The 12,015-nt window shown below is 67.4% G+C and carries 11 protein-coding genes; 5 read left to right on the forward strand and 6 right to left on the reverse strand.

Annotated elements, in window-relative coordinates; all coding sequences use genetic code 11:
• Nucleotides 1-211: 211 nt before the first annotated feature.
• Entirely contained in the window at nucleotides 212-1,756 is a 1,545-nt protein-coding gene (guaB, locus tag ON20_RS21125) for an IMP dehydrogenase (protein WP_083865112.1), read from the reverse strand.
• A 247-nt stretch (nucleotides 1,757-2,003) separates the two neighbouring features.
• On the opposite strand from guaB, the gene ON20_RS21130 reads away from it, so the two are divergent.
• The gene (locus ON20_RS21130; protein ID WP_040792060.1) at nucleotides 2,004-2,408 is read left to right on the forward strand and encodes a DUF5319 domain-containing protein; all 405 of its coding nucleotides are present in this window, start codon (nucleotides 2,004-2,006) and stop codon (nucleotides 2,406-2,408) included.
• Nucleotides 2,409-2,649: 241 nt separating this feature from the next.
• Here ON20_RS21130 and ON20_RS21135 read toward each other — a convergent pair whose 3' ends face one another.
• The 3 genes from ON20_RS21135 to ON20_RS21145 all read right to left on the reverse strand — a co-directional run bounded on the left by ON20_RS21135 (nucleotide 2,650) and on the right by ON20_RS21145 (nucleotide 5,438).
• The gene (locus ON20_RS21135) at nucleotides 2,650-3,852 is read right to left on the reverse strand and encodes an anti-sigma-D factor RsdA (RefSeq protein WP_040837930.1); all 1,203 of its coding nucleotides are present in this window, start codon (nucleotides 3,850-3,852) and stop codon (nucleotides 2,650-2,652) included.
• Nucleotides 3,845-4,423 (reverse strand): sigma-70 family RNA polymerase sigma factor, encoded by a 579-nt coding sequence (locus ON20_RS21140; protein WP_040792062.1) that lies wholly within the window; start codon nucleotides 4,421-4,423, stop codon nucleotides 3,845-3,847. Before ON20_RS21140 ends, ON20_RS21135 begins: the two co-directional genes overlap by 8 nt.
• A 121-nt stretch (nucleotides 4,424-4,544) precedes the next feature.
• Nucleotides 4,545-5,438, reverse strand: coding sequence for a hypothetical protein (locus ON20_RS21145; RefSeq protein ID WP_086009043.1), 894 nt, complete (start codon nucleotides 5,436-5,438; stop codon nucleotides 4,545-4,547).
• A 649-nt stretch (nucleotides 5,439-6,087) separates the two neighbouring features.
• Between ON20_RS21145 and ON20_RS21150 the strand changes: the two genes are divergently transcribed.
• The 3 genes from ON20_RS21150 (at nucleotide 6,088) to ON20_RS21160 (ending at nucleotide 7,581) form a co-directional block, all read left to right on the forward strand.
• On the forward strand, nucleotides 6,088-6,381 hold the full coding sequence (locus ON20_RS21150) for a WhiB family transcriptional regulator (RefSeq protein WP_040837995.1): 294 nt from the start codon (nucleotides 6,088-6,090) through the stop codon (nucleotides 6,379-6,381).
• Between the two features lie 371 nt (nucleotides 6,382-6,752).
• Complete coding sequence (locus ON20_RS21155; RefSeq protein ID WP_040837931.1) at nucleotides 6,753-7,328, forward strand: sigma-70 family RNA polymerase sigma factor; 576 nt, start codon at nucleotides 6,753-6,755, stop codon at nucleotides 7,326-7,328.
• A 1-nt stretch (nucleotide 7,329) separates the two neighbouring features.
• Nucleotides 7,330-7,581, forward strand: coding sequence for an RskA family anti-sigma factor (locus tag ON20_RS21160; RefSeq protein ID WP_040837934.1), 252 nt, complete (start codon nucleotides 7,330-7,332; stop codon nucleotides 7,579-7,581).
• A 132-nt stretch (nucleotides 7,582-7,713) separates the two neighbouring features.
• Here the strand turns inward: ON20_RS21160 and groL are convergent, their stop codons facing one another.
• Both groL and groES read right to left on the reverse strand, forming a co-directional pair.
• Nucleotides 7,714-9,318, reverse strand: a complete 1,605-nt coding sequence (gene groL, locus ON20_RS21165) for a chaperonin GroEL (RefSeq protein ID WP_040837936.1) — start codon at nucleotides 9,316-9,318, stop codon at nucleotides 7,714-7,716.
• 352 nt (nucleotides 9,319-9,670) lie between these two features.
• Nucleotides 9,671-9,973, reverse strand: a complete 303-nt coding sequence (groES, locus tag ON20_RS21170; RefSeq protein ID WP_030522227.1) for a co-chaperone GroES — start codon at nucleotides 9,971-9,973, stop codon at nucleotides 9,671-9,673.
• Nucleotides 9,974-10,471: 498 nt separating this feature from the next.
• On the opposite strand from groES, the gene ON20_RS21175 reads away from it, so the two are divergent.
• Nucleotides 10,472-11,917, forward strand: coding sequence for a DUF7159 family protein (locus ON20_RS21175; protein ID WP_051162986.1), 1,446 nt, complete (start codon nucleotides 10,472-10,474; stop codon nucleotides 11,915-11,917).
• Nucleotides 11,918-12,015 lie beyond the last annotated feature (98 nt).

A 12,015-nucleotide genomic window follows, 5' to 3' on the forward strand; every position in this document is an offset into this window, starting at 1 on the left:
CGGCGTGGGGCGAAACGTCGCGACGCGACCGCTCGCCCGAGCCTCCGGCTATCCGTCTCGGGCCGTGCGTCGACCGGGAGACGGCATGGCAGAGCACGACCCGGGGGACCCGACCACGGGCACCGCCGTGGCCGCCGGTCCGGGAACGTGACGGGCAGACGTCGCTCGCTCCGGGTGGTCCTGGTTCTCGGACCGCAGCCCGAACCTGGAGCTACGCGCGGCCGGTGTAGTTGGGGGCCTCGACGGTCATGGTGATGTCGTGCGGGTGGCTTTCCTTCAGGCCCGCCGCGGTGATCTGCACGAACTGCGCCTCTTGCAGTTGCGGGATGGTCTGGGCACCCGTGTAGCCCATACCGGCGCGCAGACCGCCGACGAGCTGGTGGATGACCTGACGCACCGGGCCGCGGAACGGTACCCGGCCTTCGATGCCCTCGGGCACCAGCTTGTCCTCGGCCAGGACGTCGTCCTGGAAGTAGCGGTCCTTGGAGAACGACTTCGCCTGGCCGCGGCCCTGCATGGCGCCCAGCGATCCCATACCGCGATAGCTCTTGAACTGTTTACCGCCGACCAGGATCAATTCGCCCGGCGATTCGGCGGTTCCGGCGAGCAGGGAACCGAGCATCACGGTGGAGGCGCCGGCGGCGATCGCCTTGGCGATATCGCCGGAGAACTGGATGCCGCCGTCGGCGATCACCGGGATCCCCGCGGGTTTACAGGCCGCCACGGCTTCCAGGATCGCAGTGATCTGCGGCGCGCCGACACCGGCCACGACCCTGGTGGTGCAGATGGAACCGGGACCCACCCCGACTTTCACCGCGTCGGCACCGGCCTCGACCAGCGCGGCGGCGCCCGCCCGGGTGGCGATATTGCCGCCGACGACCTGGATCCGATCGCCGACCTCGGCCTTGACCTTGGACACCATCCGCAGCACCTGCACCTGGTGGCCGTGCGCGGTGTCCACCACCAGCACATCCACCCCGGCGTCGACCAGGGTCATCGCCCGCGACCAGGCGTCGTCACCGACACCGACGGCCGCGCCCACCAGCAGCCGGCCGTCACGGTCCTTGGTGGCGTCGGGGTACTGGTCGGTCTTGACGAAGTCCTTGACGGTGATGAGTCCGCGCAGCCGACCGTTGCCGTCCACGATGGGCAGTTTCTCCACCTTGTGCCGGCGCAACAGGCCCAGCGCCGCCTCCGCGGTCACCCCCTCCTGGGCGGTGATCAGCGGGGCCTTGGTCATCACATCGGCGACCCGGCGATTCTGGTCCACCTCGAACCGCATATCGCGGTTGGTGATGATGCCCACCAGCGCACCGGTCTCGTCCACCACCGGAAGGCCGGAGATCCGGAACCGGGCGCACATGGCGTCGACCTCGGCGAGGGTGTCGGTGGGCCGACAGGTCACCGGATCGGTCACCATACCGGCCTCGGACCGCTTCACCGTCTCCACCTGGCCCGCCTGATCGGCCACCGAGAGGTTGCGGTGCAATACGCCCATACCACCCGCTCGGGCCATGGCTATCGCCATCCGGGCCTCGGTGACGGTGTCCATGGCAGAACTCACCAGCGGGGTGCGCAGGTGGATCTCCTTGGTCAACCGACTCGATGTGTCGACCGAACTGGGGATCAGATCCGAGGCGGCGGGCAGCAGCAGCACATCGTCGAACGTGAGGCCGAGCATGGCTATCTTGTTCGGATCGTCACCACCCGTAGAGGGGCGGACATCGACTCGCTCGCCCGGTACGGGACTACTCATTCGGATCGACCCCTCCTGGACGTCGACAGGGCTACACCGGTATGACCGGGTAACAAACTGTTGCTCGGGATGGACTGCGGCGCGAGTTCGATCCCGCACCACCGAGGTAGTAGCAGGTATCGGATACTCGTCGGCCTCCGGCACCCATGGTATCGGGCGGGGCGGATACCGGATCAACCGAGGCCGCCGGCAAACTGACGGCGTGCAGCGCTGGCGCAGACCACCCTGTTCTGCGTACCGTGGGTGTGTGCGTGACCATCTACCACCTGGCTTGCCGCCGGATCCGTTCGCCGGGGACCCCTCCGACCCGTCCGCCGCGCTCGATGCCATCGAGCCGGGGGAGCCGCTGGATCCTCATGAGCGCCTTGCGGTCGAGGAGGATCTCGCCGACCTCGCGGTTTACGAAGCGCTGCTGGCCCATCGCGGGATCCGCGGCCTGGTAGTGAGCTGCGAGGACTGTAGGCAGGATCACTACCACGACTGGGACATGTTGCGCGCCAACCTGCTGCAACTATTGGTCGACGGCACGGTGCGGCCGCACGAGCCGGCCTACGACCCCACCCCGGAAGCGTATGTCACCTGGGATTATTGCCGCGGGTACGCCGACGCATCGATGAACGAGGCGTTCCACGGCGACGGATTCGACGCTTAGACGGACGTAGTTCCGCCTGCGCGGACCGTCGCGGGTTTCCGGTGGAGCACGGCCGGGAGCCGTGCACGCCGAGTTCGGTGTGCCCGCATGACGCCGGACACGACCCGATCTCGCTACCACTCGAGATATTGATCACACGGAAAGAGGTGATCACAGGAGAAGCCGACCGCCACGGCGGTCGGTCCCTGCTCTTTCATATTCGGTTTCGCGCTCGTTCGACCTCAGTTGGCTCCGTTCGACCTCAGTTGGCTCCGCTCGGCCCCGTCCCACTCGGTCCTATACCGGGAATCTGCGGTATACCTGTCGGCACCGCCGGTTCGCTGTAGTGCTGGGTCGGCGGTGCGGGAATCCCGGTGCCGCTGTCCACCGTGGGCTGCGCCGGTCCGGCCGGGCTGGGCGAGCTCACAGTGGAGGGGGTGGCCGGGGGTGGGAGGACATCCCGTGACGGGGTCGGGACCACTGTGGTATTCGGGAGCTCGGGGATATTCGGAACACCGGTGCCCGGAGCGATCGTTGTGCCCGGCCCGGACGGTCGAGTCGGCTGCGGGCCTGCGGGCTGCGTCGGCCGCGGACCACCGGGCTGTACCGGGTACTCGGTACCCAGAATCGATGGGTTTTCGGAGGAAGTGGCCGGTAGGGGCACACCCGGCGCCGGTTCCCGCCCCGACGTGCCGGGAACCACGTTCCCCGGGCGCGACGGCAACTGTGTCCGGTCCGGCTCGATCGACGGCGGAGCGGGCACACTCTGTTCCAGTTGCTGCGCCGCCTCCGGAGAGACCTTGCGCAGTTCCGCGAGCAACCGCTGCCAGAGGTCCATCAGATCGGTGCGCTTCTCCGGATCGTCCACCCGGGCGGCGTTGGTCGCCGCCTGTTCCAGACGAACCCGGGCCTGCTCCGAATCGCCCTGGTCGATCAGGGTCTGCGCGGCGGCCATATCGTTGCCGGCCCGCTGTACCACGGTCGCCTGGGCCTGTTGGCTGAATACCACCTCTTTGACGCCCCACAGCGGATCGCCGGGTTCGGCCGCGTAGGAGAAGGCGGTCATACCACCGATCACCAACGCCACGGCCGCCGCGGTGCCCGCGATCGGCCGGAGCAGTCGAAGCCTGCCACCCGAGCGCGCGGCCAATCGGGCCTGCCGGGCGCCGATCTCCTGGTTGACCGCCGCGACCACGGTATCGAGGTCGGGTGCGTCGGGTAGCGGCGGCGTGATGATCTCCATCCGCCAATCGGCCAACAGAGCCGCGAGCTGGAATTCCTCGGTGCTCTCGGTCGGAACCGGACCGCCCGCAGCGATGGCATCGATCAGCGCATCGTCGCGGCGTACCGCCACGATGTCGACCGGTCCGGTGTTGCCGCCGGAACCCTCGGCATAGGGACCGGTACCCTGCGGTTCACGTCGCGACTTCCGGTCGCCACGACCGCGCCCGCCATCCCTAGCCATACATTTCACCTGCCCTCGCCACTTGTGTTTTCAGTTTCGCGAGCGCCCTGTGCTGGGCAACCCGTACCGCCCCCGCCGTACTGCCCACGGCGAGCGCGGTTTCTTCCGCCGACATACCCACAACCAAGCGCAGGACCAGGATCTCCCGGTGCTTCTCCGGAAGCGTGGCGAGCAGACGGTTCATCTGCCGGCTCGTCTCCGATTCGAGAGCTCGCTGCTCCGGCCCCTGGTCGGTGGATATGACATCTGGTACTTCGGCCATCGCCTCCGCCTTGTTACGCGAGGCATTGCGATGGGCGTCGGCAACCTTGTGCGAAGCAATTCCGTAAACGAAAGCCATGAACGGTCTGCCCTGGTCCTGATACCTGGGCAGAGCTGTCATGACTGCCAGACAGACCTCCTGCGCAACATCGTCCGCGGAGAGTTGACCACGCTCCGCGGAACCGATCCGCGCTCGGCAATAACGCACCACCATCGGGCGGATCATCTCCAGTACCTGAGCTAGAGCAGATCTGTCGCCCTGCGCAGCGGCAGCGACGGCGAGGTCCAACTCTTCGCCCGTGTGCGTCATCGTCAGCGGAATTCCTGGCGTTACAAGTGGCACGGCCGGTTTCGACCCATGCTTCCGCCGGCCGGCGGAACGGTTCAACAATAGCGATACCGGTTCGGGAACCGGATCAGCCGGGGGACACTCACGGCGTTGCCATCGGACGGAACCGACCGCCACGTCGAGCGATGACGGCGGCGCATACGGCCGCCTCCTGATCGGCCGGCGTATCCGAGGGCCTGTTCCCCTCGGCGGGAAGACCGGTCCGCAGCATGGCGGACGCCCAGCACAGCGGCAGAAGGCCGTTGTCCCGACACTGCTGTGCGACCGTCTCGGCGAGCACCCGGGCTCGTGTCGTATCACCGACCGCGGCGGTGGACGCGGCGACCAGCAGCCGGGATTTCACCTCATGTCGCAGTGACGGAGAGCGTTCGGCGAGTCCGAGCGCCGCCTCGGCCTCGCCGAGCGCCTGCGCCGCCTGTCCGGACGCGAGAGCGGTTTCGGCCCGGACCCACCCCAAGCGCACCAGCGGCCGCCACCGCGTCGCCGCCGAATTCCGCTCCAGCAGCGTGGCACAGCGGTCCAGCAGCCGAGTGGCGAGTTCGAGCCGCCCGGTGCCGAGCGCGTCCGCGGCCAGACCTGTCAGGGCGTCGGCGGCGGCCTCGAGGGCATCCGGCCCGGACGTGTCCCGGCTCTGTCGTGGACGGGCCCGCGACAGCAGCGGCAGAATCAGCGCGGCGGCGCGACCGTCATGGCGGGCGGCGCGAGCATGCCAACCGAGCTGACGCAGTAGCGACCCCTCGGTGGCGGCGCCCACGGCGAGCAGCACCGGGTCGGTCGTACCGATCCGAAGCTCGGATAGTTCGGCCCGCGCGGCGGCGTAGCGGCCCTGACCCCCGAGAACGACGGCTCGCCACCAGGTTCCGAGCGCGTTTTCCGCTGCCGGCAACTCGGCAGCGGACCGATCGGGTCGGGCGCCGAATGCCGCGTCGGCGAGTAGGGCGGAGCGGGTCTCGGAGCGGGGAACAGGCACGAACACCGCCGCACTCTATCCCGCACACCGTCCAACCGTAACGGCAGCGAGGGGCTTCACCGGCCGAACCACTGTGACAGCAATCACTCAGCATTCACTCGTTACGACATGTTTCCACCAGGTAAATCCAGAGCCGGCAAACCGTGCGTATGCGCGCATGGAATTCGTATGCGTTTCTCACAATTAACCCGACCGACGCGATTAGGTCATCGTGATGGTGCCGAGATGGAAGTGTTCATCCTCGTTCGGTCAATGAGTCGAACGCAACCGCGCGCCACTTCCCTACCTCGAAGCCGGAAAAGATGCCTACCTGCGATGATGCCGGAACAGCAGGAACCACACCCGATCCGCCCCCGGCCAGTCGAGCAGTATCCCCGGAGGATTAGCGAAAGTAAACAGCCTCCAGGTCAAATTCCACGGCCAAAACACTCCCAAAATCGGATGCACCGAACTATTGACGGAATTTCGCCGCTAGCCCTAACGTAACTCCACGCCACAGACGGTGCAGCGCGAAATCGCAGCGACCATCGACGGCGGGCCTACCGGCACCGCCGACCGTGGTGCCGGCGCTCGGACGATCGCCGAGCGCCGGCGACCGTTACCGATCACTCGCTCGACAATGCCGACGAGCTCGCGTCACGAGGAGTTCATGCCCATGCCCATGCCCACCCACCTCCCCGGACCGAACGCCGACGTCTGGGACTGGCAGATGCGCGGTGCCTGCCGTGGTGTGGACTCGGCGGTGTTCTTCCATCCCGACGGCGAACGCGGTCGCGCCCGTACCGCACGGGAGCTGCGCGCCAAGGAGATCTGCCGTACCTGCCCCGTACTCATCCAATGCCGTGCGCACGCGTTGAAGGTCAGCGAACCCTACGGCATCTGGGGCGGTATGTCGGAGACCGAGCGGGAGATGCACGCCCGCCGCAACCGGCGCCGCGTGACGGTATAGCCCCGAGGCAACCCGTACGCCCGGTTCAGCGATCCGCCGTATCGAATCGCTCGGCACCGATCCGACCCCATCCGTAAACCACGGTGCGCCGAATTCCTAGCGCAGCAACCTCCGGCCACATCGGAGAAAAGGACCCCGGTCGAGCCTCGTACCTGCCGACACGCCCGACCTGAGACCGCGTGCGTCAGGGCTTCGGTCACCACCGAATCCGCCTGTCGAGCGGCGTCGTGCGCTGTCGCGGACACCCTTGTGGGGGAAGGTCATAGCGAAGCGTTATGGTAGTGATTGATGACACAGAATGGAGCGTTGTGACAACGCGGCCGCCGGCCGCAGAGGGCGACTCGTTCCGTGGGGAAGCCCTTCCACCGGAGGTGGAATCTGCGGTATCGGCACGCGCAGCCGAAAGTATCGAGCTCGCAGCTCTTCTCCAGCGCTGCGGCCAGTCGGATCAGAAAGCCTTTGCCGAGTTGTACGACCGGACATGCGCCCGCGTCTTCGGTCTGGTGTTGCGGATCCTGCACGACCCGGGGTACGCGGAGGAGACCACCCAGGAGGTCTATCTCCAGGTCTGGCGGACCGCGGCGACTTTCGATCCGGGGAAGGGATCCGCCGTGACCTGGCTGATGACGCTGGCGCACCGCCGCGCTGTCGACCGGGTCCGCGCCGAACAAGCCCATACCCAGCGCGAGGTCGCCTACGGGATACGGGTACTCGGCAACGATTTCGACGAGGTCACCGAGGAGGTGGAACGTAAATTCGAACAACGGGCCGTGCTGGAAGGTCTTGCCTCGTTGACCGCGACCCAGCGCGAGGCCATATCGCTCGCCTACTACGGCGGACGGACCTACTCGGAGGTGGCCCTTCATCTCGATGTGGGCCTGCCCACCGTGAAATCCCGCATTCGGGACGGACTGACACGACTGAAGAAAAGTTTGGGGGTGACGTGAGATGCACCTGAGCCGGATCGATCTCGCGCACGCCGTCGCGCTCGGATCGATCGACGACGAAGACCTACCTGTGGTACAGCAACTGCTCGACAGCGACGACCCCGTCGAGCGCACGGAATTCCTCATGCTCATCCAGCAGACCAGGGAAGCCCTCGCCGACCTGGCCGCCGCCACTGCCGTCGCGCCGCCCGCCAGGCTGCGCGACCGGCTGCTGGAGGCGATCTCGGCCGAACAGCCGCCCGTCGCTTCCTGATCCGTCTCGGGCACCCGCCCCACGTTCCCGGCGTTCCGACCGGCGAACGGCCCCCTTACCCGAACGGGCCGTCCACGTCCGCCGGGGACATGAACGGCCCGTCGGCCTTCGACCTCTCGATCGAATTCTCGATCAATGGCTGTGGCCGTGGCCGTGCTCGTCGTTCTCGGCCGGCTTGTCCACCACGGCGCTTTCGGTGGTGAGCACCATCCGGGCCACCGAGGCCGCGTTGACGATCGCCGACCGGGTCACCTTCACCGGGTCGACGACACCCTCGGTGAGCAGATCACCGTAGGCGAGGGTGGCGGCGTTGAAGCCCTCCTTGCCCTCGACGACCTTGCTGACCACCACGGAACCGTCCACACCGGCATTGGTGGCGATCCAGTACAGCGGGGCCTTCAGCGCGGTGCGCAGCACCTCGGCGCCGACCGCCTCGTCACCGGACAGCGAGCCGACCAGCTCGTCCAGCTTGGTACCGGCCTGCACGAGCGCGGTACCGCCACCGGGCACGATGCCCTCTTCGACGGCGGCCTTGGCAGCGCTCACCGCGTCCTCGACCCGGTACTTGCGCTCCTTGAGCGCGGTTTCGGTGGCCGCGCCGACCTTGATCACCGCGACACCGCCGGCCAGTTTGGCCAGCCGCTCCTCGAGCTTCTCCCGGTCCCAGTCGGAATCGGTGGACTCGATCTCCCGACGCAGCAAGGCGGCGCGAGCGGCGATGTCCTCCGCGGAACCGGCGCCATCGACAATGGTCGTGTCGTCCTTGGTGACGACCACACGCCGGGCCTTGCCCAAGACCTCGAGGCCGGCCTCGCGCAGGCTGATACCCAGGTCGGGGTTGACCACGGTGCCCGCGGTGACGATGGCCAGGTCGTCCAGGAACGCCTTGCGGCGGTCACCGAAGAACGGCGCCTTGACCGCTACGGCCTTGAGCGTCTTGCGGATGGAGTTGACCACCAGGGTGGACAGGGGCTCGCCCTCGACGTCCTCGGCGACGATCAGCACCGGCTTGCCGGATTCGGCGATCTTCTCCAACAGCGGCAGGAAGTCGGGGAGCGAGCTGATCTTCTCGCGGTGCAGCAGGACGAACGCGTCCTCCAGTACGGCTTCCTGGCTGTCGGTGTCGGTCACGAAGTAGGGCGACAGGTAGCCCTTGTCGAACTGCACGCCCTCGGTGACGACCAGTTCGGTGCTCAGCGTCGAGGATTCCTCGACGGTGACCACACCGTCCTTGCCGACGGTGGTCAGCGCCTTGCCGACCATCTCGCCGATCTCCTCGTCGCGCGAGGAGACGGTGGCGACCTGGGCGATGGCCTTCTCACCGGATACCGGGGTGGCCATCGCGAGCAGCGCCTCGGAGACCGCGTCGGCGGCCTTGGCGATACCCGAACCGATCGCGATCGGGTTGGCGCCGGCGGCGATGTTCTTCAGCCCGCCGCGCACCAGCGCCTGCGCCAGCACGGTGGCGGTGGTGGTGCCGTCGCCGGCGACATCGTTGGTCTTGGTGGCGACGCTCTTGACCAGCTGGGCTCCGAGGTTCTCGAACGGGTCCTCGAGATCGATATCGCGTGCGATGGTGACACCGTCGTTGGTGATGGTGGGGCCGCCGAACGACTTGGCGAGCACCACATGCCTACCGCGCGGACCCAGGGTGACCTTGACCGCGTCGGCGAGCTTGTCCACACCGCGCTCCATAGCCCGGCGAGCCGACTCGTCGAACTCGATCTGCTTTGCCATAAGTTTTCGCTCCTGTGTCTAATGGCGCCGCCTCCGGCGGCGCGGTCGGGGCCGCCCTCGTGTCCCGGGTCTTTCCACCCTCCACGAATCCGCTGACGCGAATTCGCTCCGGTCAGTCCAGACCCGGGACGCGGCCCCGACGTGTTCGATGGCGCCGCCTTCGGCGGCGCGGTCGGGGCCGCCCTCGTGTCCCGGGTCTTCCCTCCCTCCACGAATCCGCTGACGCGAATTCGCTCCGGTCAGTCCAGACCCGGGACGCGGCCCCGACCGTGCTGTCCAGTTGCGCTCGGTACAACGCACTCCGCCCCGGCACTGAGTCGGCACCGGGGCGGAACGCATGCGCGGCGATGGGTTACTTGCCGACGACAGCCAGCACGTCGCGCGCGGACAGGATCAGGTATTCCTCACCCTGGTACTTGATCTCGGTACCGCCGTACTTGCTGTAGATGACGGTGTCGCCCTCCTGGACATCCAGCGGGATGCGCTTCTCGCCCTCGTCGTCCCAGCGGCCTGGACCGACGGCGACAACGGTGCCCTCCTGCGGCTTCTCCTTGGCCGTGTCGGGGATGACCAGGCCGGAGGCGGTCGTCGTCTCGGCCTCGTTGGCCTGGACGAGGATCTTGTCCTCGAGCGGCTTGATGTTCACGCTCGCCACGTTGAGCCCTCCACTTTCAGGGGATAACGGTCGTCCGGAACTGTTGTCCCGGACCATCGATTCGGTCACGATGCTGACCCTGCGCAAAGCCCCGTCGTCGCGGGTGCCGGGACCGCCTGCTCAGTGTCAAGCTTGGCACCGGGCAACAATTGGTGCCGACTAGCACTCTATACGCGAGAGTGCCAGCGCTCAAGGCCGGTAGGTGCCAAAGTCGGTGGTTTCGCCGCACCCAGAGGCGGTTGCCGGAGCCGGACCGCCTCCTGGCAGAATTCACGGACCGACCGGTCTCGACCCTGGGGAGACTCAGGGCTTCCCAACGGTTCCCGAAGTCTGTAACGTTCGCATAACGGTTCGAGACGATATTGTTCGAAACAGCCTGGACGTCAAACGGCCACCGGAACGACCGTCGGTAACGAACAGTACGGACCGGTGTCACCCAGCCGCCCGATACAGCTGCATACCGGTACCGCGGGCAGCGCCCATTCCACTCGAAGGGAGGTGAATATATTGCGAAAATCACTCGGCATCTCCGCCGGGAACGAGGTCGTGTGCTCGGCACTGGTCACCACCGCGCCGAACGGTGCACAGACCTTCGACTATCGGGTCGTCTCCGCGGATGCGCATTCCGATCTCGGCGATCTCGTCGCCTCCTCGATCGAGCTGATGACCACCCAACTGCCCACCACGCAGTACGAGTCGTCCCTCGAGATCGACAGCCCACCCCCCGGCGTCACGGTGGCCTACCGCAACCAGGAACAGGCGCAGGCGATCCGGCTGGCCGTCGGCAAACGCCACAACCCCCATTTGGTTTCGGAAACCACCGCCGCCCTGACCTATCTGCGCAGCACCGGCCTGGTCGACCGCTACGACACCATCGCCCTGGTGGACCTGGGCGCCTCCGGATGCAGTGTCAGCGTCGCGGACGGGGCCGACGGTGAGATCCTGCACACCGCCCGCACCACCACCGTGAGCGGCCGCGCCATCGACGATCTGATCTACCGTCATCTGGTCGACCAGCACTATGCCCGGCGCGGCACCCGCCCCAACCGGAGCACGCTGATCAACCGGTCCCGCGCCGCCAAGGAACATCTGTCCATCGCGCCGGCCGTCACCATCGACCACGTCGCGGGACGCCCTCTCAAACTGACCCGTACCGACTTCGAGGAACTGATCACCGGTCTGCTGCGCGATCTGACCGCGTTCACCGCGCTGTCGTTCCGCCGCGGAGACCGCGCGCCCGAAGCGGTGGCCGTGATCGGTGGGGGCGCGCACATCCCGTCGGTGCTCACCGCACTCGAACGCGGATTCGACATCCCCGTGCTGACGCTGCCGGACCCCGACGCGGTGGTCGCCAAGGGTGCCGCGCTGATCGCCGACGCCGCCCGCCCCTCGGTCCTGCCGCTGACCGCCCGCTCGTCCCAGCCGTCGAACACCCTGGCCAAGGTACTGGGCACCATGGCCGGGGCGGCCGTCGTGGTCGGCCTGGTCATCGGCTACGGCGTGAACACCATGACATCCGGCTCGGACGAGGAGATTTCGCCCGCGGGGACGACCAGCGGTGCCCGGCTCCCACCGTCGACGGCGCCGAGCACACCCACTTCTCCGGCGACCACCCCCACGGTCGAGCCGACCACGGCCCCACCACCCACGAAGACGATCGCACCAACCGTGACCTACCCGGCGCAGGATCCGACGAATATCGACTCCGACCCCTCGGCCACCGACCCCTCGACATCGACCGACCCCTCGACCGACACTCACGTCCAGCCGACGCTGCGCCCCGACCCCAACCTGCCGCATATCCCGTTCCCGGAACTACTGAGCCCCGAGAGTTCCCCACCGCCCTCACCACGTCCCCCGAGCTCTCCCACCAGCGACGAACAGAGCATCACACCCACTCGCACGGCCCAGCCGGTGCTACCGGGAGCCGGTTCGTCCAGCTGAGCACTCAGCCGCCGTAAACCCCGCTCTGTTACGGCAACCCGGCCCAGCCGACAGAAACCGGCCGTAGACCGAAGGCGGACGTGCTCACCCATCCGATC

Source organism: Nocardia brevicatena NBRC 12119 (assembly GCF_000308495.1).
Classification (GTDB): Bacteria; Actinomycetota; Actinomycetes; order Mycobacteriales; family Mycobacteriaceae; genus Nocardia; species Nocardia brevicatena.

Bases quoted from the DNA above. Each gene is read 5' to 3' on its own strand.
- guaB (WP_083865112.1), bottom strand. From the start codon at position 1,756: ATGAGTAGTCCCGTACCGGGCGAGCGAGTCGATGTCCGCCCCTCTACG.
- ON20_RS21135 (WP_040837930.1), bottom strand. From the start codon at position 3,852: ATGGCTAGGGATGGCGGGCGCGGTCGTGGCGACCGGAAGTCGCGACGT.
- ON20_RS21140 (WP_040792062.1), bottom strand. From the start codon at position 4,423: ATGACGCACACGGGCGAAGAGTTGGACCTCGCCGTCGCTGCCGCTGCG.
- ON20_RS21150 (WP_040837995.1), top strand. From the start codon at position 6,088: ATGCCCATGCCCACCCACCTCCCCGGACCGAACGCCGACGTCTGGGAC.
- ON20_RS21160 (WP_040837934.1), top strand. From the start codon at position 7,330: ATGCACCTGAGCCGGATCGATCTCGCGCACGCCGTCGCGCTCGGATCG.
- groL (WP_040837936.1), bottom strand. From the start codon at position 9,318: ATGGCAAAGCAGATCGAGTTCGACGAGTCGGCTCGCCGGGCTATGGAG.